This window comes from Prevotella amnii DSM 23384 = JCM 14753 (assembly GCF_000378745.1).
Lineage (GTDB): Bacteria > Bacteroidota > Bacteroidia > Bacteroidales > Bacteroidaceae > Prevotella > Prevotella amnii.
Window position 1 is genome coordinate 13,922 of record NZ_KB905282.1, and the last position, 20,673, is coordinate 34,594.

Consider the following 20,673-nt stretch of genomic DNA (forward strand, 5'->3'; position numbering starts at 1 on the left):
TATATCAAAATACGAATTACAAAACTAATTTGTATCTTTGTTTCTGAAAATACTAACTTGCTAATACATAAAATATAATGTTTAATACATCTGAAGAGATTGTTAGTTTTAAAGAACTTATAAACCTACTTCTAAAAAGGAATATAAAAAAGCGCATAGCCATAGTATGGCCTGAAGAAAAGCATACTCAAGAGGCTGTTATATTAGCGGTAAAGAAAGGATTTATAGATCCTATTCTAATATGTTCTCAATCTGTCGCTAATAAGTTTTCTACAGATAATTTATTTAAATGTTATGTGGAAACCGATCCTATCAAAGCTGCACGAAAGGCAGTCGACTTAGTAAGAATAGGAGAAGCAGAAGCTATTATGAAAGGGTTTGTTTCTACTGATATTTTATTAAAAGCTATTTTAGATAAAGAGAGTGGTATCTTGCCTAAAGAAACTGTAATGACACATATAACTGTAGCAGAAATACCAAATTATAAAAGGCTTTTAGTATTTACTGATTCTGCTGTAATTCCTTTTCCAACAGATAAACAACGTGAGCAGCAGATTAAATATGTTGTAGAGATATGTCATAAATTTCAAATTAAAGAGCCTAAGATATCGCTGATTCATTGCTCTGAAAAGGTAGATAAGCGTCATTTCCCTTATACTGAACACTATGTTATATTAAAGGAAAAATGTCAAAAGGGTGAGTTTGGTAGCTGTATTATAGATGGACCACTCGATCTAAAGACATCTTGTTCGTTAGAAGCACTACAGTATAAACTTATTAAATCACCTATAAATGGTGAGGCAAACGCATTAATTATGCCAAATATAGAAGCGGGTAATATTTTTTATAAGACGATAACACTTTTCTCTAAAGCTGAAACAGCTGCTATTTTGCAGGGTCCGTTAGTACCTATAATACTTACAAGTAGAGGAGATTCGATAACAACTAAGCTTAATAGTTTAGCATTAGCTACTTTAATATCTGATAAGCATGGGATATAAGATTCTTGCAATTAATCCAGGGTCTACATCAACTAAGATTTCTGTATCTAATGATGATAAGTTTATTCTTGTAGAAGATATTGTTCATACACAGGAAGAATTAAAATCTTTTGCGCGAATTAGCGATCAGTTGAATTATCGTAAGGAAGTAATCTTGGAAAAGTTAAAAAAGAAAGGGATACCATTTAAGTTTGATGCTATAATAGGAAGAGGAGGGTTAGCAAAAGCTGTAGAAAGTGGTGTGTATAAAGTTACTACAGAAATGATTAATGCCCAACTTACGGCTTTTCATCAGCATGCTTGTGATTTAGGTTGTGCTATTGCATATGAAATAGGTAAGGAAGTAGGTTGTTGTAATTGTTTTATTGCTGATCCTGGCGTTGTAGACGAAATGCTTCCAGAGGCTCACATATCTGGAACACCACTTATTTCGCGAGTTTGTATCTGGCATGCACTTAATCAGAAAGCCATTGCTCGTCGTTTTGCAAATGACATAGGTAAACGATACGAGGAACTTAACCTTATAGTATGTCATTTAGGTGGTGGTATTTCTATTGCTGCTCATGAGAGAGGCAAGGCGGTAGATGCTAATAACGCATTAAATGGGGAAGGTCCTTTTTCGCCAGAGCGTACAGGTAGTTTGCCAGTAGCAGATCTAATACATTTATGTTATTCTGGGAAATTTACAGAACAGGAGCTAATTACTTATATTTCTAGTAAAGCTGGTCTTACAGCGCATCTTGGAACAAATAATTGTTTAGAAATAGAAAGACGTATAAAATGTGGTGATAAGCATGCAGAGCTGATATTTAAAGCCATGGCTTATCATATTGCTAAAAGTGTGGCTGCTGAGGGAGCTGTACTCTGTGGGAACATAGATGCTGTTATATTTACAGGAGGTATAGCACGTAGCACTTATATGATGGATATATTTAAGAAGCGTTTATCATATCTTGCACCTATATATATATATCCAGGTCAAGATGAAATGCTTGCTTTAACTGAAAATGCAATAGCAGTCCTTAAAGGAGATAGAGATGCAAAAGACTATTAGATTTAGATATACTTTTAACATAAAAAATAAAGGCCTATGAAGGTACATGAATTTCAAGCAAAAAAAATTTTTGCTGATTATGGATTACCAGTTGAAAGGAGTATTTTGTGTAAAACTCCTGATGAAGCTGTAGCTGCTTATAAACAACTATGTGTTAAAAAGGTTGTTGTTAAAGCGCAAGTACATATTGGCGGACGTGGTAAAGCAGGAGGTGTAAAGCTATGTTCAAATGAGAAAGAAGTTAGGGAGCATGCTACTGCTATTTTAGGAATGAATATCAAGGGGTATACCGTTGAGAAGATTCTTGTGGGTGAAGCTGTAGATATTTCTGCAGAATATTATACAAGTATATTAGTTGATCGTACAACAAAGTGTCCTATCTTAATGCTTAGTCGTTCAGGAGGTATGGACATAGAACAGGTAGCTAAAGATACGCCAGAGAAGATAGCTAAAATCGTTATTGACCCATTGATTGGTTTGAGCGATTATGTAGCTCGCGAAGCTGCTTTTAAGCTATTTGATAACATGGAACAAGTAAAACAAGCGGTTCCATTATTTAAAAATTTATATAGGCTCTTTGTAGATAAAGATGCATCATTGGCAGAAATTAATCCACTTGTAAAGTTAAATGATGGTACTTTAAAAGCTATTGATGCTAAAATGACCTTTGATGATAATGCTCTTTTCCGTCATTCTGATGTAGCAGAGCTGTTTGAACCAACAGAAGAAGAGAAAAAAGAGCGTGCTGCTAAGGAAAAAGGATTTAGTTATGTTAATCTTGGTGGTAATATAGGTTGCATGGTTAATGGCGCAGGTCTTGCTATGGCTACAATGGATATGATAAAGCTTTACGGTGGAGAGCCTGCTAACTTCTTAGATATTGGTGGTAGTTCTAATCCAGAAAAGATAGTAGAAGCAATGAAATTATTGCTTAGTGATAAGCATGTGAAGGTAGTCCTTATCAATATTTTTGGTGGTATTACTCGTTGTGATGATGTAGCAAAAGGTTTGTTAGAAGCTTTTAAAATTATTCAAACAGATATTCCTATAGTTATTCGTCTTACAGGTACAAATGAGAAAGAGGGTAGAGCTTTATTAGAAGGTACCCATTTTACAGTAGGTAAAAGTATGGCAGATGCTGGTCATAAAGCAGTAGAGCTTAGTAAGTAACATTAAAAATAATCGAAAGCTATGAGTATTTTAATAAATAAGAATACACGATTAATAGTGCAAGGTATAACAGGTAGAGATGGAAGTTTTCATGCTACCAAGATGAAAGAATATGGTACTAATGTTGTAGGTGGAACTTCACCAGGTAAAGGAGGGCAAAAGGTTAATGACATACCTGTTTTTAATACTGTAAAAGAAGCCGTAAAAGCAACAAGAGCGAATACTTCTATAATATTTGTTCCTGCAGCATTTGCGAAGGATGCAATGTTTGAAGCCATCGATGGTGGTATAGAACTTGTTGTTTGTATAACAGAGGGTGTACCTACTTTAGATGCAGTAGCTGCGCAGCGCTATGCTAAATTACGTGGAGTTAAGGTTATAGGTCCTAATTGCCCAGGGCTTATTTCTCCAGATGAAAGTATGGTAGGTATTATGCCTACTAATATTTTTAAAAAGGGTCATACAGGTGTTATTAGTCGTAGTGGTACACTTACTTACGAGGTGGTTTATAATCTTACTCAGGAAGGTTTAGGATTGTCATCAGCCATTGGTGTAGGTGGCGACCCTGTAGTAGGGCTTTATTTTGAAGATCTTCTTCAGATGTTCCAAGACGATCCTGAAACAGATTCCATTGCGCTTATTGGTGAAATAGGTGGTGATGCAGAAGAACGTGCTGCTAAATTTATTAAAGAACATGTAACAAAGCCTGTTGCAGTCTTTATATCTGGTCAGCAAGCTCCTCCTGGAAAACAAATGGGGCATGCAGGTGCTATTATATCAAGCGGGTCAGGTACGGCTAAAGAAAAAATAGCAGCATTTGAAGCTGTAGGAGTGCCTGTGGCTAAGGAAACTAAAGAAATACCAATATTATTAAAGAAGCAACTAAGATAAGAAAAACTTCTTTTTTGTTTAAAGCCCTAACTTGAAAATGTTAGGGCTTTATTATGGCAGAATGTTAGCTAATGATAGTATATACGCGAGTTTGGGATAAGAAAGGGGCAGCCGTAAAACCCAGTTGCATCTCCTTTCTCATGCACATAATTTTATAAATATTTATTATTTTTGTCCCCATGAATACTATCGAACAACTATTAGAGAGAAAAGGATAAGTCGAACAGTATACTTTTTTTCAACTATTTGTTTTAAATGCATAAAGCACCAATTGATAATAGTTAAGAAGTTTTAATATCTTTAGAATGACATTATTATTTTACATCTAAACATTTGATAACTTAACAAAAAACATTACCTTTGCATCGCTTTATGCACAAAGCTAAGGCAAATGTCAAACAAAATATTAATTATTTATTTTAGGTAGTATGAATCAATACGAAACCGTTTTCATTTTAACTCCCGTTTTATCTGATGATCAGATGAAGGAAACGGTCGCTAAATTCAAAACATTGCTCACCGATAATGGTGCTGAGATTTTGAATGAAGAGGCTTGGGGTCTGAAAAAGTTAGCTTATAACATTCAGAAAAAATCATCAGGTTTTTATGCTTTATTAGAATTTAAAGCAGAACCTTCAGTTGTTAATACTCTTGAGACAGGTTTTCGCCGCGATGAGAGAGTTATTCGTTACATTACCGTTAAGCAAGATAAATATTCTGCAGCATATGCAGAAAAACGTCGTGCTAAGTGGTTAGCTAAAAAGGAGGCTTAATTTATGGCAGAGCAAAAAACAGAAATTCGTTACTTGACAGCTCCTTCTATTGACACAAAGAAGAAGAAATATTGTCGTTTTAAGAAAAGTGGTATTAAGTATATCGATTACAAGGATCCTAATTTCCTTAAGAAATTCTTAAACGAGCAAGGTAAAATACTTCCACGTCGTATTACTGGAACTTCATTGAAGTATCAGCGTCGTGTAGCACAAGCTGTAAAGCGTGCTCGTCAGATAGCACTTCTTCCATATGTAACCGATTTGATGAAATAAAAGAGGAGGGCAATAGATGGAAATTATATTAAAAGAAGATATTATTGGTCTTGGATACAAGAACGATATAGTTAATGTAAAAGGTGGTTATGGCCGCAACTATCTTATTCCAACAGGTAAGGGTGTAGTTGCTTCAGTTTCTGCAAAGAAACAATTAGCAGAGGATTTAAAGCAACAAGCTGCTAAGCTTGCAGCTTATAAGGCTGAAGCTCAGAAAAGAGCAGCTCAGCTTGAGGGTGTTGTACTTACTATAGTTGCAAAAGTATCTGCAACAGGCGTAACTTATGGGTCTGTAAATACAGCTACAGTAGCAGAAGAGCTATTAAAGCAAGGTATTGAAATAGATCGTAAGATTATTACAATGCGTGATATAAAGAAGGTAGGTACTTCTGAGGCTACTGTTCACTTTCACAAAGAGGTAGAGGTAAAGATTCCTGTAACTGTTGTTGCAGAAAATCAGCAAAATCCTGTTGCTGCAGAAGAAAAATCTGAAGAGCTTGTAGCTGATACTGCTTCTGATACAGTCGCAGATAAGAAGTAAATAAATTAGTTGCAAAGCAAGTCAGTAAATATTTTGTTAGTCCCTTTCACTCCGTGGTGATAGGGACTTTTATGTTTTTGTTAAGTTTATTTTATATATCAAGATTCATGTAAATGAAACGAATAGTTCTTACAGGTGGTCCATGTGCTGGAAAAACCACAGCTTTAGTAAAAGTAATAGAACATTTTTCAAGTATTGGTTATAAGGTTTTTGTTATCCCTGAGGTTCCAACTCTTTTTAGCCAAGCTGGTATGGATTACCTTACTAAAAACAAGCATTTCTTTTTTGAAGGCGAAAAGGCCACACTCGATACTCAAATAGCCTTAGAAGATCATTTTAGTCGTATAGCAAAAACTATAAAAAAACCTACTATCATTGTTTGCGATAGAGGTACAATGGATATTTCTGCTTATATGAATAATGAAATGTGGCAAGAAATTATATCGGGCTTAGGAATAACTTCAGATACTCTTAGGTCTCGTTATGATGCAGTTTTACATCTTGTAAGTGCTGCAGATGGAGCTGAACAATTTTATACTACGGCTAATAATAGTGAGCGTACTGAAGGTATAGAGCTTGCTCGAAAATTAGATAAGAAAGTTATTCAAGCATGGTCTGAGCATCCTCATTTACGTGTGATAAATAATCATGAAGACTTTGATACAAAGATAAATAGGGTATTACAAGAAATATCCAGTGTCCTTGAGATACCTCAACAGGTAATTGAAGAACGAAAATACATTGTACGTACTTTAAGCGATATACCAGAAGCAATTGAAAGCGAAATATATCAAACCTACCTTACCTCCGAACCACGAAGTGAAGTACGGTTACGCAGACGCACCTTAAATGGTATTTCCATTAACGTTAGAACTACAAAAAAAATATTGCCTACAGGCGAGCAAGTACAAACCGAGCGTCAAATAGATAATAATCTTTATGAATCGCTAATGCGCCAAGCAGATCCTTATCGTAAGACTATACATAAAATAAGGAAAACCTTTATTTGGAAAGGACAGTTTTTCGAATTAGATACCTATTTAGATGATAATGAAAATTTACAGATACTAGAAACAAAAGGTATTGTAGATCACGAAAAAGTAAAGTTTCCTCCTTTTATAAAAGTAGTTAAAGATATTACAGGAAAGACGGAATATTATAACTATAATCTTGCATTAACAAAATAGTTCGATCTCAATAAAATAAAATACTTTATTTACATAGTTTGAGTATAATAAGATAAAAAAAATAGATTAATAGTCATAATATGTTTTACTACTGTAAAAGATATGCTTAAAAAGTTTTATTTTAATATTTCTAACTATTATAATTATCATAAATATATTATTCTATTAATTATTGCTGTCCGGTAAAATGACTATATTTGCTTATGGTTATATATTTTTAACAAAACAAAGATAACCAAAAGGGCTGATACTTTGTGAGAAGTGTCAGCCCTAAATTTGTATCTTACCCAAAAGTTTTGTGGATAGTAATTATTCAATTTAAAGAATCATTTATCCATTAAAAAGTTATTGTATGCTAATGATAGTCCAATTATAATTATTAAATTTGCATAAAACGCAATGAAAATGATAAAATGTAAGACTTCAATCGTATAAAAGTAGTGTTAGCAGAGAAGAAAAGAACCAATAAAAGGTTGGCAGAACAATTAGGTAAAGACCCTGCAACTGTTTCAAAATGGTGTACCAATGTTTCTCAACCTGACCTTGCGACATTGAATAGGATTGCAGCAGAGCTCGATGTTGATGTCCGAGATTTAATCACACTTTCAAAGTCTTCAACATGGAGATAATAGATAATGTTCATAAAACTTGGCGCGATGACTTTGCCCTGACCATCAAACAGGGCAGTAAGTTGTCTATTGCCGCGTCGTGTTTCTCTATCTATGCCTACCAAGAGTTAAAAAAGGTCTTGGAGGGCATAGATGAGTTGCGTTTTATATTCACATCCCCCACCTTTGTAACTGAAAAGGCTGACAAGCAGAAACGTGAGTTCTATATTCCGCGCATAAATCGTGAACGCAGTTTGACGGGTAGTGAGTTTGAAGTGAAACTTCGTAATGAGCTCACTCAACGTGCCATTGCCAAGGAGTGTGCTGAATGGATACGCAGGAAAGTGTTGTTCAAGTCTAACCGAACAGGCGAGAATATGGCGGGGTTCGGCTTGGTTGACGATACGGCATACGCACCCATCGGTGGCTTTACCACGGTAGAGTTGGGCAGTGACCGAGGCGACAATGCCTATATGATGATCAATAAGTTGGAAGCCCCAATCTCTCAAAATTATCTGCAGCTCTTCAATCAGCTTTGGAATGATGAGAAGCGTTTGCAAGACGTAACCGATGAGGTGGTAGAAAGCATCTCCAACGCTTACAAGGAGAATGCACCTGAGTTCATTTATTTTATCACGCTTTATAACATCTTCCGTGAGTTTCTCGACGACTTGTCCGAAGATGTGTTGCCCAATGAGGCTACAGGCTTTAAGGACACGCTGATTTGGAAGAAACTTTATAACTTCCAAAAAGATGCTGCTCTTGCCATTATCAATAAGTTGGAAAAATATAATGGTTGTATCTTAGCAGATAGTGTTGGATTGGGTAAAACCTTTACGGCGCTGAGCGTGATTAAATATTATGAGAATCGAAATAAATCAGTGTTGGTACTCTGTCCTAAAAAGCTATACGACAACTGGGCAACTTATCGCAGCAACTATATCAATAATCCGCTGGCTGGCGACCGTTTGCGCTATGATGTTCTTTTTCATACAGATTTGGGGCGTACTCACGGCGAGAGTAATGGACTCGATTTAGAGAAAATCAACTGGAGCAATTACGACCTTGTCGTGATTGACGAAAGCCACAACTTCCGTAATGGTGGCAAGGTAACAACTGACGAAAACGACGAGAACCCAAGAGAAAATCGTTATCTATACTTATTAAACGAAGTTATCCGTAAAGGAGTGAAGACCAAAGTACTAATGCTCTCTGCCACCCCCGTAAACAACCGCTTCAACGATCTTAAAAATCAGTTACAGTTAGCATACGAAGGCAAAGCAGAGCGTTTTGATAAACTTCTTAATACCACTAATTCTATTGATGATATTTTCCGTCAAGCGCAGTTGGTTTATAATCGCTGGAGCAAGTTGCCAGAGATAGAGCGCACCACAGAGAGACTCTTGTCTGAATTGAGCTTCGACTTCTTTGAGGTACTTGATAGCGTAACCATTGCTCGCTCACGCCGACATATTGAGCAGTACTACGATACTGCCGATATAGGCTCTTTTCCCGAACGGCTGCCCGTCATATCGCAACGTCCACACCTCACCGACCTTGATGGGGCAATATCATATAACGAGATTTTTGAACAGATCAATAATCTGAATCTTGCAATATACACACCTTCTGATTTTATCTTGAGTAGCACATAAAAGACTTATATTCATTGCGGATATTCGCTTTCCAAACATCTGTCAGTCAATGAGTTATAAAAGCACATGTTTTACCCTCTAAAACATCACCTTTTACCCTCTAAAACATCAACTTTTGCAGACTAAAAGCATACCTTTTACTAAGAGATATCTAAGCGTTAGCTTAACAACCATAATAATTACAAAATAAAAAATAAGATATGATGAAGCCTATCAGAATAGAAAGAACATCTGCCAATGGTAGCAAACTCAACCTTGAAGCACTCTACCAGATTGCCCCCTCGTGCTTTACCGAAGAGAAAGACGAAAAGACGGGTACTGTCAAGCATGTCGTGAATTTTAAGACCCTGCGCCAAATTCTTGGCGACGACGCTGTGGAAGACAGCGAGGAGATGTATCAGTTTACATGGCCAGGCAAGCAGGCTGCACGGTACGAGGCAGCCACACCCATTGCCGACACGCTAAGACCGGTAACCGAAGACTCTGTGGATTGGGACACAACGGAAAACCTCTACATAGAGGGCGACAACCTGCGTGTGCTCAAGCTCTTGCAGAAGAGTTATATGGGCAAGGTGAAGATGATATACATCGACCCTCCTTATAACACTGGTAACGACTTTGTGTACCATGACGACTTTAAGACCTCTCTTGCCGACGAAGAGCTTGCTGCTGGTAATATCGACGAAGAGGGGCTGCGCTATCGCAAGAATCTTGATGGCAATGGACGCTTCCACTCCGACTGGTGCTCAATGATGTATAGCCGCCTGCTCGTGGCTCGCTCGCTGCTAACGGAAGATGGGGTTATCTTTATTTCTATTGATGACCACGAAGTGCATAACCTCCGCAAGATTTGTGATGAGGTGCTTGGGGCGGGGAATTTTGTAGCGGAGTTTGTTTGGGTTAATTCTTTACGTAATGAGTTAGAAGAGGATACTAAATTTGCAGGTGCTAACCTTGGTAAATTGAAAAAGTCTCATGAATATGTTCTTGCATATAAAAAAAATAATTACTCAATTAATTTAGACCGCGGAGAAACCTTATATATAGATAAACTTATAACCAATGGAGGCAATAATATATCTCAATGTTTAATAAAGAAGGGTGTACGTTGTGTTGAGAACATTACTAAGACAATTACAGGACATGTAGGCGGAACAAAAGATTACTATAATATTCTTTCGGAAGAAGGAATGTTAATAGTCGATGGTGTCTTACAAAATGATGTTCTTATTGAAGGACCTTTGCGTAATCCTATTACTTTATCAAGATACTTTGCTGGTGAAGAAGTAATTGATCGAAAGGGACAACGCCTCATAGAAGTTTATCTTTCTACATCTGGGATGCTACATACAAGAAAGGAGCGTGCAGGGAATACACCTGCATCAGTTCTTGTAGGGAAAGGAACAACAAAGAGAGGGACACTTTTGTTGGAAGAGATTTTAGGTGGCAAGTTCTTTGATTATGTAAAACCAATTGAGCTTCTAAAATATTTAGTAGACAAAGTAGAGGACAAAAAAGCCCTTATCCTCGACTTCTTCTCTGGCTCTGCCACAACGGCGCATGCAGTGATGAAGCTAAATGCAGAGGACGGTGGTAAGCGTAAGTACATCTGTGTGCAGCTTGCCGAAGAAACGCCCGAACAGAGCGAAGCTCGAAAGGCAGGCTATAAGAATATTTGTGAGATAGGGAAGGAGCGTATCCGCCGTGCGGGAAAGAAGATAAAAGAAGAAACGCCACTATCCACACAACACCTTGACACTGGCTTTCGTGTGTTCCGCCTTGATGGCAGCAACTATGAGGACGTAACGAAGCAACCCGGAGAATACGACCAGCGGACGCTCGACCTCTTTGCCAACAACATAAAAGCCGACCGCACCGACCTCGACCTTCTCTTTGGGGCTATGCTCTCATGGGGCGTGCAGCTATCTCTGCCCATGACTACCGAAGAGGTGGACGGCTGCAAGATATACACCGTAGACGATGGCGGCTTGGTGGCTTGCTTTGCAGAGAACATCACCGAGAATGTGGCAAAGGCTATGGCTGACAAGCTACCCGTGCGCGTACTCTTCCGCGACAGCTGCTTCGGCGAGGACAAAACCAAAATAAACATCTTTGAGCTATTCAAGCAGAAATTAAACTGGGACGATAAAGAGGCAAAAGAGAATATCAGAGTGGTTTGATTGGCTATGGACGAGAATAACAAGATATTGATATATACTGGTCAAGATGGTTTGATCAAGATAGATGTGAAACTTGAGGAGGACACGCTGTGGCTAACTCAAGCACAGATGTGCGAACTGTATCAGACGAGCAAGTCGAATGTAAGCGAGCATATTAAGCACATCTTCGAGGAGGGGGAACTTCAGGAAGGGGCAGTTGTTCGGAAATTCCGAACAACTGCTGCCGATGGTAAATTGTACCTGACGACCTTCTACAATCTCGATATGATTATTGCCTTAGGCTATCGTGTGCGCAGCATCATTGCTACACGTTTCCGCCAGTGGGCAACTATCAGGCTGAAAGAATACATCACCAAAGGCTTTACGCTCGATGATGACCGTCTGAAGAAATTGGGTGGTGGCGGCTATTGGAAAGAACTGTTGGAACGCATTCGCGACATTCGTTCCACAGAGAAGGTGATGTATCGGCAGGTGTTAGAGATTTATGCCACCAGTATCGACTATGATCCTCGCGCATCGGTATCGCAGAAGTTCTTTCAAAAGGTGCAAAACAAGATACATTATGCCATTCATGGGCATACGGCAGCTGAACTCATTGTGGAGCGTGCAGATGCTGAAAAAGATTTTATGGGATTGCTCACGTTTAAAGGCAATCAGCCCACGCTAATAGAAGCTCGCACGGCAAAGAATTATCTCAACGAGAAAGAACTTCGCGCTATGGGGCAGTTGGTATCGGGTTATCTCGACTTTGCAGAGCGTCAAGCCGAGAAAGAACAACCTATGACGATGAACGACTGGGCAAACTATCTGGACAGAATACTCACTATGTCTGGTGAACAATTGTTGCAAGATGCAGGCAAAGTGTCGCACGAAGACGCCATGGAGCACGCCACAACCGAATATCGTAAATACAAGCAACGCACCATCAGCGACGCTGAGCGAGATTATCTCAATACTATCAAACGCTTGGGGAATATCAATAAAAAAGAAAGTGAGCATGAAGATTAAATACAAACATCAAGGATTTCAAGTAGAGGCTGCGCGCAACGTGGTGCGCGCCTTTGAGGGACAGCCCTATCAAGACAGTGCTAACTACATTATGGACTGGGGCACACAAAAGCAATTGTTCGAAACAGGGTTTGGTAATGCACCTCTTAAGCTCGATCGCGCTGACATCAAAGAGAATGTGCGCACTATCCAGATGGAGCAAGGACTGAAGCCTATTGACCACCTTGAGGGCGAAGGCATAAACCTTACTATAGAGATGGAAACAGGTACGGGTAAGACCTATACCTACATCAAGACCATGTACGAGCTTAACAAGCATTATGGCTGGAGCAAGTTTATCATTGTGGTGCCCAGTGTGGCTATTCGTGAAGGCGTGTATAAGAGTTTTGAGACCATGCAAGACCACTTTGCCCATGAATATGGCAAGCGCATGCAGTACTTCATTTATAACTCTAAGCAACTCACCAAGATAGACAGCTTTGCCAGCGACAACAACCTGCACGCCATGATTATCAACACGCAGGCTTTCAACTCGTCTTTCAACGAAGACAAGAACAAAGAAGGGCGCAGTGGGGACGCCGCCGCACGTATCATCTTCTCAAAGCGAGAAGAGTTTGGTTATCGTCGCCCAATAGACGTATTGGCAAAGACTAATCCGGTAATGATTATCGATGAGCCACAGAGTGTGCTCGGTGCCAATGTTCACAATTCCACTCGAAAAGGTATCAAGCTTTTTAATCCTCTCGCCTTGCTGCTCTATTCTGCCACTCACCGCGAGGTAATGAATATGGTGTACCGCCTTGATGCCATTGATGCCTACAACAAGAAGTTGGTGAAAAAGATAGAGGTAAAGGGCATTCGTCAAGTGGGAAGCACTGCTACCAATGGTTTTCTCTATCTTGATGAGATTGTGGTAAGCAAAGGTAAGAATCCGCAGGCACGTATCACATACGATATTATGGGCAGTACGGGCAACGTGCGTCAGACTACCAAGCTGGTGGACGAAGGTTTCGACCTCTATGAGCAGAGCGGACAGATGGCAGAGTATCGTGATAACTATGTAGTGGAGCGTATAGACGGACGTGCAGGCAGCGTGAAACTTCTCAATGGCATGACTCTCTATGAGGGAGATTCGCAAGGAGAGGTTACTGAAGATATTATGCGCAGAATACAGATACGCGAAACCATCAAGACACATCTTGAGCGTGAGCGTCAGCTGTTTCCTAAAGGTATTAAAGTGTTGAGCTTGTTCTTTATCGATCATGTGGAGAACTATCGTACATACGATGAAGAGGGCAATGGCAAAGGCAAGTTTGCTAAGATGTTTGAGGAAGAGTACCAGCGTATGCTGCAAGAGCTGATGCCTACCTTTACCGATGAGGCTTATACACGCTATCTATCACGCTTCTCTATAGAGCAGGTACACAACGGATATTTTTCACAAGACAAGAAAGGGAAGTTTATCGATTTGAAGGTGAAGCGTGGCGAAACAGGTTGTAGTGATGATAGTGCCTACAACTTGATAATGAAGGATAAGGAACGGCTGTTGAGTTTTGACGAACCTACACGTTTCATCTTCTCTCACTCAGCCTTGCGTGAAGGCTGGGACAACCCTAACGTCTTTCAGATTTGTACATTAAAGAATACCGCAAATGAGATAGGTAAACGTCAGGAAGTGGGACGTGGTATGCGTCTATGTGTGAATAAGAATGGAGAACGACAAGATGCAGATGTGCTTGGTGATACGGTATTTGATACCAATATATTAACCGTGATTGCCAGTGAGAGCTATGAGCAATTCTCCAAACAGCTGCAACACGAAATAGCCGAAGTGGTGAGCGACCGCCCGGTGGTGATTACCCCAACACTATTTGTTGATAACGTGTTTGAGACGGTAGAGGGTACGAAAATGAAAGTAACTGTTGATGAGGCACGCAAAATTTATAATCAACTCATCAAGCGAGATTATGTAGACGATGACGGTAAACTGACCAATACCTATTTTGAAGCAAAGGAGGCTGGGACACTCTGTTTTGGCGAACAATTTGAGTCTGTTAAAGCAGGTATTATACAAACTTTGGACAGGGTGTTCAATCCTCAAACTATCAAGATAGAAGATGGACGTAAACCTAAGGAAGCTAACTTCCAAGAGGAGCGGTTCAAGAAAAAGCAGTTTCAAGAATTGTGGAAGCGCATCAACGTTAAGACATATTATAAGGTGGACTTTGAAACTTCGGACCTTATTCACAAGTCTATAGATGCCATCAACAAGCATCTCAGTGTAACAGAAATACGCATGGTCGTGGAAGAAGGACACATGGAGGAGATACGCGATAAGGAATCGCTTGAAGCCGGCACGGCAATGGTGCAAAACACAGCTCACACCTACCATGTGCGTGAGACGGTGGGAGCTGGTGTGGCATACGACTTGATAGGTAGGCTCGTGGCTGCTACAGGACTAACCCGTAAAACTATTGTAGCCATTCTAAAAGGTATTAAGCCAGCAACGTTCCATCAGTTTAAGATGAATCCCGAGGAGTTTATCCGTAAGGTGGGCAATATCATTTACGATGAAAAAGCAATGGCAGTAGTACAGAAAATATGCTACCAGCGCACGAGCAATACCTACGATGTAGATATCTTTACAAAAGATACCTTGCGTGGAAAGATAGGTATCAATGCTATAGAGAGCACAAAGTCGCTGTACGACCTTGTGGTGGTGGATAGCGAGGGCGTGGAGAAACGTTTTGCCGAGGCTTTGGAGACCCACGACGAAGTAGCAGTCTATACCAAGCTGCCTCATGACTTCTATATAAACACTCCGATGGGACATTACAATCCAGACTGGGCAATTGCTTTCAACGAGGGAACAGTAAAGCATATCTACTTTGTTGCCGAGACCAAGGGCAACGAATGGCAACGCTCACAACTTCGTGGTGCTGAAGATGCCAAAATCGAATGCGCTGCCCGCCACTTTGAAGCCATCAGCCATAATAATAATATAGTGTACGGTGTTGTTAAGGACTACAAAACTTTATGTGATAAGGTAATGAAATAATTTTTCAATCTCTTGTCTACAATTTTTCGAAGTCTTAAAATGAAAAGGTTTTCTCTGAAAGAGGATGATATTAGGATAGAAAGTTGACAGTCTTAGCCATATTTTTGTTTAATGAGCAACCTCGGCTCTTACGTTAAAGCAATACAAAAAGTGTCCACACATTTAACGGAAGAGCCATTAAAACGGTTGCTTGTTAGCAAAAACAATCATTTGTTGTTCAACCTCAGTACCCTTAGAGGAAATGGCGGTGTTATGTGAATGTGCTGGTGGCAAAGCCTATTTTTTTATGTCCAAGGACACGGTTAGTGTTTTGACAATCAACACGTTCGACGAATAGCCGTATAAGATAGGTGCGCAAGCGCATCTACATTGAAAACCAAAGTTAATGCAATTGAAAAAACAGGTTGATGAGCACTTTGCAACTGAGTTGCAACAAAATTTTGCCATCTTTGCATCATGATGCGGAGAGAAGCACTCATAGTAAGTCTTTGGCTGGCAATGCTCATGGTGTTGCTGGTGTTGGTCGTGCCCCATCATCACCACCTGAGCAAGGTTTGTTTCGTGGAAGAAAGGTGCGAGACAGACGGTCAAATCAATGACCGCCACACCCACCATAATTCTTCCGGACAGGAATCGCAGGCAGACAACTGTCCTGTAGAGCAAATCAGGCACATTGTTAAGGACGACGAGCATGCGCAGCCAGTCATACAAGTGGCGCAGCAGCAGCCTCATTGGCTGTGCGCCCACGCTGCCGACATGCACCCGCACGTGCAGATAGTTTCGCCAGTTGGCGAAACGCCCGACCCCATCGTCCGATTGCTTGAGGCACATATAGCCTCAAGTGGACGAAGGGGTCCTCCCGCTTTATAATACCCATTGTTTTTATATAGTGGCAGAGCAGTTGTCAACAACTGTTCCGCAGTAAGTCGTACATGTTCATACTAAGGTTATGATTAACAAGATTATCTATTTTTCTATTCAACACAAATTTCTGGTGGTACTCCTGTTGGTGGCCATCATCGGCGGCGGAGTGTATTCATTGCGAACCATTAACGTAGACTCCACGCCCGACATCACAAACAACCAGGTGCAGGTCATCACGGTTTCTGAAAATCTTTCGACGGCCGACATCGAGCAGTTCGTCACCTATCCCGTAGAGCTGGCCATGTCTAACCTGCCCGGCGTTGAGGGCATCCGTTCCATCTCACGCTTTGGCCTGTCTGTTGTTACTATCGTTTTCAAAGAGGATATGGGTACTTACCTGCCTCGCCAGTTGGTGCAAGAGAAGCTGGAAGAGGTGCGCGAAAACATTCCGGAGGGATTCGGAACGCCCGCGATGGGTCCCATCAGCACGGGACTGGGCGAGATTTTACAGTACACCCTTGTTCCCAAAGACACCGCCCGTTACAGTACGCAGGAGCTGCGCACCATTCAAGACTGGATAGTGAAGCGCCAGCTGTCCATGATTCCGGGCGTGGTGGAGGTCAACTCGTTTGGCGGAAGCATCAAGCAATACGAGGTGGCCCTCAACCCCCAGCGGCTCAACGCCATGCGCGTGAGCGTGGGCGAGGTGTACGAAGCCCTGAGAAAAAATAACGTCAACATGGGCGGCGCCTACATAGAGCGTGACCACATGGCCAGCTTCATCCGGGGTGAAGGACTGGTGAAGTCGGTTAACGACATTGAGAACATCGTGGTGAAGAATGTCAACGGCACCCCTGTTCTCGTGCGCGACGTAGCTGATAAGGTGGGCTTTGGCTCGCAAGTGAGGTACGGCGCTTTCACTCAAGATGGTCATGAGGCAGTCGGGGGCATGATCATGATGCTCAAGGGTGCCAACTCTGACAAGGTGGTCAGAGCGGTGAAGGAGCGCATGGAGAGTGTCAGAAAGTCGCTGCCCGACGGCATCGACATCAAACCTTTTCTCGATCGATCCAACCTTATAGAGCGTACAACGAGTACCATTGCGCGCAATTTGACAGAAGGGGCGCTCATCGTGATATTCGTGCTGGTGCTGTTATTGGGAAGTTTGCGTGGAGGTTTCATCGCCGCATCGGTCATTCCGCTGTCCTTACTGTTCGCCCTCATCATGATGCGGATTTTCGGCGTGAGCGCCAACTTGATGAGCCTGGGTGCAATCGACTTTGGAATTATCGTCGATGGGGCGGTGATTATCGTAGAAGGCACGGTGTTCGAAATGGAGAAAAGAATCAAGAAACACAGCCAACTGGGGCGGGGCGGCATGAACGCCGTCGCCTTCGAGGCCGCCTCTTCAATGATGCATTCGGCCTTCTTCGGTCAGCTGATTATCCTCATCGTGTTCACCCCCATCATCTTTCTCTCTGGCGTCAGCGGAAAAATGTTCTCCCCCATGGCCTACACCTTCTCGTTCGCTGTACTGGGAGCCATCATTCTGTGTCTGACGTATGTGCCGATGATTTCATCTTTGCTGATTCGTCCATTGAGCCACCAGAGCGGCTGGATGGCGCGGATGGAACGCCGTTTGCAGCACATGGGCAACCGTGTGACGGGGCGCATCATACATGTTTATCATCCACTGCTGTTGTATGCCCTGCGTCATAAAAAGACGGTACTTGTTTCTGCCGCTGCTTTGTTTCTGGCTGTCGCATTCGCTTTCACGCGGATGGGAGGCGAATTTGTGCCTGAACTCGATGAGGGCGACATCTCCATGCAAACCTTCCTCCGCCCCGGCAGTTCGCTCTCGGAAACCATCAAGCGAGAGGAAGAGGTGGAACGCCTGCTGCTTCAGAGCTTTCCGGAAATCAAAACTGTATGCGCACGCATTGGGGTGGCCGACATACCCACTGACCCGATGGGCTTTGACTATACTGACAGCTTCATCATTCTGGAAAAAGATCGTAGCAAATGGACATCGGCCAAGACCAAAGAAGAATTGATAGAAAAGATCAAAGAAAAGTTGCAAATCCTGCCGGGGCTCAACTTCTCGTTCTCACAGCCGGTGGCCCTCCGTTTCAACGAGCTGCTCACGGGTGTGCGCCAGGATGTGGCCGTGAAACTTTATGGCGACGATCTCGACAAACTTAGCGAACTGGGTGAGCGGATGGTGAGCATCATCAGTAGGATAGAGGGAGCCGAGGATGTGACCCTTGAGCGCACGGACGGATTGCCGCAGATTACGGTGAAGTACGACAGGCAGCGGGTGGCGCAATACGGTTTGCACATCGATGACCTCAATTCCTATGTTAGCAGCGCATTTGCCGGAAGTTCCGCAGGGTCGGTGTTTGAGGGTGAGAAACGGTTTGACCTTGTCATCAGGCTCTCTGACGCTTACCGGAAGAGTATCAACGACCTGCGCCAACTTTACATACCGCTGCCCAGCGGGGCACAGATACCCTTGAGCGAGGTGGCACAAATTGATTATGAGTCGGGGCCCATGCAGATTTCCCGCGAACAAACCTCGCGTAACATCTATGTCGGCGTGAGCGTCAGAGGACGGGATGTGCAGTCGGTTGTGGATGAGATACAGGACAAACTCGATCAGCAACTGCGCCTGCCGGCTGGCTATCGATTGGCGTATGGTGGTGAATTCCAGAAACTTCAGGAGGCCAAGAATCGCTTGATGATCGTCTTGCCTATCGCCCTGCTCCTGATTTTTGTGCTACTTTATTTCGCCTTGAAATCGCTCAAGCAGAGCCTCATGATTTATATGGCGGTTCCGCTGGCCACGGTAGGCGGCGTATTGGCATTGCTGTTGCGGGGCATGCCCTTCTCCATTTCGGCCGGAGTGGGCTTTATCGTCCTCTTCGGAGTGGCCGTACTCAATGGTCTGGTACTCATCAATCGTTTCAACTCGTTAAAGAAAGAAGGTATGAACAACATCAACCGCAGAATCATTAAGGGTACGCAAGAGCGCATCCGCCCTATACTTCTCACGGCTACGGCCGCCATGTTGGGCTTCCTGCCCATGGCAGTGTCGGGGTCGGCAGGTGCTGAAGTGCAGCGACCTTTGGCCACTGTGGTCATCGGCGGACTGTTCACGGCTACGCTGCTTACCTTGCTTGTCGTTCCTTTATTGTACGCCTTGGAAGAGAAAGCGCAGCGAAAAACTGCCAATAGGATACCCAAAGCGGCCTTTGCCCTGATGCTGACACTGCTGGCACCATGCGGTATGCAGGCTCAACAGCCAGTGAGTTTGCAACAAGCCTTGCAGCTGGCTGAGCAATATCATCCAAGCATTCGTCTGGCGCGAATGGGTGTCAATCGTGAAGAGACCATGGTCAAAGGCGTAAGCGAGGTGGGACTTACTGAGCTGTCGGCAGGGGTAGAAGATCTTGGAAGAGGCAACGATGTCACCTTTACTCTGTTGTCTGTCAGGCAAAACATTGACGTGCTGGGGAACAAACAGCGCGTGCGCACCCAGCGGCAAAAGGTGAATGTGGCTCGTGCGGAGATGAATCTCACCGAACATCAATTGCGCAAAGCCGTTTACCGCGATTATGCGCAGGCTTATATTCTAAGGCAAAGGATGAACGTGCATGCCATGATAGATTCTATCTACCAGAACTTCGAGCATGCGGCGAAAGTGCGTTACGAGGCAAGAGAAACGTCGAAGTTGGCTTATCTGGCCGCTAAGAAGAAGGCTGTTGAAACCAAAGAAAACTTCAAGCAGTCGGTGTTTGATTACCAAGTGGCGTTGAAGGCCTTGTCACGGTGGCTGGGAGAGGGGCTCTATGAACCCACTACGGCTCCAGACGAGACGCTTGGAGAGGTAGGAAGCAGTGCAAATCCCGTATTGACTTGTCAGTCGGAGAGGATTAAATTGGCCGAAGAAAACATCCGACTGGAAAAGTCCAAAGGGCTTCCGGCATTCTTCATAGAGGGTGGTACACAGCGCATTGGCGACAAAAACGGCTACTGGACATTCGGCGTAGGCGTGAGTGTTCCGCTGTTCAGACGTTCGTATAAGGCCCGACAAAAGGCTGCCGCCCTGGACAGGGACATCGAAAACATGCAGTTTGACTTGCTGAAAAAACAGCTGGATGACAACCAAGCACGCTTGCACACTGCGTACAAGAAGTGGCGTCACAAACTGCAATATTACCGGGACACAGCTCTTCCCACGGCCAGGGCGCAGCAACGTGGCGCGTCTTCTGCTTACAAGCTGGGTGCAACCGATTACATCGGGTTCATTCAGACCATGGGTGATGCCGTACAAACCGAGCTTGATTATTGGGAAGCATACGAACAATTCATCGACACAATCATCAATTTACAATATCCAACCATATAAAA

The 20,673-nt window shown here is 42.5% G+C and carries 16 protein-coding genes; 15 read left to right on the forward strand and 1 reads right to left on the reverse strand.

Annotated elements, in window-relative coordinates:
• Positions 1-77 precede the first annotated feature (77 nt).
• The 14 genes from F596_RS0106870 to F596_RS11885 all read left to right on the forward strand — a co-directional run bounded on the left by F596_RS0106870 (position 78) and on the right by F596_RS11885 (position 15,998).
• Positions 78-1,001 carry a phosphate acyltransferase gene (locus tag F596_RS0106870; protein ID WP_008451246.1) on the forward strand — a complete coding sequence of 308 codons (924 nt, stop codon included), beginning with the start codon at positions 78-80 and terminating at the stop codon, positions 999-1,001.
• Positions 991-2,055 (forward strand): butyrate kinase, encoded by a 1,065-nt coding sequence (gene buk / locus F596_RS0106875; RefSeq protein WP_019036372.1) that lies wholly within the window; start codon positions 991-993, stop codon positions 2,053-2,055. Before F596_RS0106870 ends, buk begins: the two co-directional genes overlap by 11 nt.
• Positions 2,056-2,091: 36 nt before the next feature.
• Positions 2,092-3,225 carry an ADP-forming succinate--CoA ligase subunit beta gene (sucC, locus tag F596_RS0106880; protein ID WP_019036373.1) on the forward strand — a complete coding sequence of 378 codons (1,134 nt, stop codon included), beginning with the start codon at positions 2,092-2,094 and terminating at the stop codon, positions 3,223-3,225.
• Between the two features lie 21 nt (positions 3,226-3,246).
• Positions 3,247-4,116, forward strand: coding sequence for a succinate--CoA ligase subunit alpha (sucD, locus tag F596_RS0106885; protein ID WP_019036374.1), 870 nt, complete (start codon positions 3,247-3,249; stop codon positions 4,114-4,116).
• 428 nt (positions 4,117-4,544) lie between these two features.
• On the forward strand, positions 4,545-4,889 hold the full coding sequence (gene rpsF / locus F596_RS0106890; protein WP_008451230.1) for a 30S ribosomal protein S6: 345 nt from the start codon (positions 4,545-4,547) through the stop codon (positions 4,887-4,889).
• Between the two features lie 3 nt (positions 4,890-4,892).
• Positions 4,893-5,162, forward strand: a complete 270-nt coding sequence (gene rpsR / locus F596_RS0106895; RefSeq protein WP_008451235.1) for a 30S ribosomal protein S18 — start codon at positions 4,893-4,895, stop codon at positions 5,160-5,162.
• Positions 5,163-5,178: 16 nt separating this feature from the next.
• Positions 5,179-5,703, forward strand: coding sequence for a 50S ribosomal protein L9 (rplI, locus tag F596_RS0106900; RefSeq protein ID WP_008451257.1), 525 nt, complete (start codon positions 5,179-5,181; stop codon positions 5,701-5,703).
• Positions 5,704-5,816: 113 nt separating this feature from the next.
• Positions 5,817-6,890, forward strand: a complete 1,074-nt coding sequence (locus F596_RS0106905) for an AAA family ATPase (RefSeq protein WP_019036376.1) — start codon at positions 5,817-5,819, stop codon at positions 6,888-6,890.
• A 431-nt stretch (positions 6,891-7,321) separates the two neighbouring features.
• A complete protein-coding gene (locus F596_RS11520; protein ID WP_026302375.1) occupies positions 7,322-7,519 on the forward strand; it encodes a helix-turn-helix domain-containing protein in 198 nt (65 codons plus the stop codon).
• Entirely contained in the window at positions 7,510-9,153 is a 1,644-nt protein-coding gene (locus F596_RS10940) for an SNF2-related protein (protein ID WP_019036377.1), read from the forward strand. Before F596_RS11520 ends, F596_RS10940 begins: the two co-directional genes overlap by 10 nt.
• A 203-nt stretch (positions 9,154-9,356) precedes the next feature.
• Positions 9,357-11,333, forward strand: a complete 1,977-nt coding sequence (locus F596_RS0106920; protein WP_019036378.1) for a site-specific DNA-methyltransferase — start codon at positions 9,357-9,359, stop codon at positions 11,331-11,333.
• A gap of 6 nt (positions 11,334-11,339) precedes the next feature.
• Positions 11,340-12,341: a virulence RhuM family protein gene (locus F596_RS0106925; RefSeq protein WP_019036379.1), complete on the forward strand. Its 1,002-nt coding sequence runs from the start codon at positions 11,340-11,342 to the stop codon at positions 12,339-12,341.
• A complete protein-coding gene (locus tag F596_RS0106930; RefSeq protein WP_019036380.1) occupies positions 12,331-15,399 on the forward strand; it encodes a type III restriction-modification system endonuclease in 3,069 nt (1,022 codons plus the stop codon). The genes F596_RS0106925 and F596_RS0106930 overlap by 11 nt, the downstream gene beginning before the upstream one ends.
• Before the next feature lie 407 nt (positions 15,400-15,806).
• Positions 15,807-15,998, forward strand: coding sequence for a hypothetical protein (locus F596_RS11885; protein WP_154648187.1), 192 nt, complete (start codon positions 15,807-15,809; stop codon positions 15,996-15,998).
• 104 nt (positions 15,999-16,102) lie between these two features.
• Here F596_RS11885 and F596_RS12235 read toward each other — a convergent pair whose 3' ends face one another.
• Entirely contained in the window at positions 16,103-16,228 is a 126-nt protein-coding gene (locus F596_RS12235) for a hypothetical protein (RefSeq protein WP_262499136.1), read from the reverse strand.
• Between the two features lie 120 nt (positions 16,229-16,348).
• Here F596_RS12235 and F596_RS0106940 point away from each other — a divergent pair, with 120 nt between their 5' ends.
• The gene (locus F596_RS0106940) at positions 16,349-20,671 is read left to right on the forward strand and encodes a CusA/CzcA family heavy metal efflux RND transporter (RefSeq protein ID WP_019036382.1); all 4,323 of its coding nucleotides are present in this window, start codon (positions 16,349-16,351) and stop codon (positions 20,669-20,671) included.
• The last annotated feature ends 2 nt before the right edge of the window (positions 20,672-20,673 follow it).

Coding starts and splice junctions, on each gene's coding strand:
- F596_RS0106870 (WP_008451246.1), top strand. CDS start 78: ATGTTTAATACATCTGAAGAGATTGTTAGTTTTAAAGAACTTATAAAC.
- buk (WP_019036372.1), top strand. CDS start 991: ATGGGATATAAGATTCTTGCAATTAATCCAGGGTCTACATCAACTAAG.
- sucC (WP_019036373.1), top strand. CDS start 2,092: ATGAAGGTACATGAATTTCAAGCAAAAAAAATTTTTGCTGATTATGGA.
- sucD (WP_019036374.1), top strand. CDS start 3,247: ATGAGTATTTTAATAAATAAGAATACACGATTAATAGTGCAAGGTATA.
- rpsF (WP_008451230.1), top strand. CDS start 4,545: ATGAATCAATACGAAACCGTTTTCATTTTAACTCCCGTTTTATCTGAT.
- rpsR (WP_008451235.1), top strand. CDS start 4,893: ATGGCAGAGCAAAAAACAGAAATTCGTTACTTGACAGCTCCTTCTATT.
- rplI (WP_008451257.1), top strand. CDS start 5,179: ATGGAAATTATATTAAAAGAAGATATTATTGGTCTTGGATACAAGAAC.
- F596_RS0106905 (WP_019036376.1), top strand. CDS start 5,817: ATGAAACGAATAGTTCTTACAGGTGGTCCATGTGCTGGAAAAACCACA.
- F596_RS10940 (WP_019036377.1), top strand. CDS start 7,510: ATGGAGATAATAGATAATGTTCATAAAACTTGGCGCGATGACTTTGCC.
- F596_RS0106920 (WP_019036378.1), top strand. CDS start 9,357: ATGAAGCCTATCAGAATAGAAAGAACATCTGCCAATGGTAGCAAACTC.
- F596_RS0106925 (WP_019036379.1), top strand. CDS start 11,340: ATGGACGAGAATAACAAGATATTGATATATACTGGTCAAGATGGTTTG.
- F596_RS0106930 (WP_019036380.1), top strand. CDS start 12,331: ATGAAGATTAAATACAAACATCAAGGATTTCAAGTAGAGGCTGCGCGC.
- F596_RS11885 (WP_154648187.1), top strand. CDS start 15,807: ATGAGCACTTTGCAACTGAGTTGCAACAAAATTTTGCCATCTTTGCAT.
- F596_RS0106940 (WP_019036382.1), top strand. CDS start 16,349: ATGATTAACAAGATTATCTATTTTTCTATTCAACACAAATTTCTGGTG.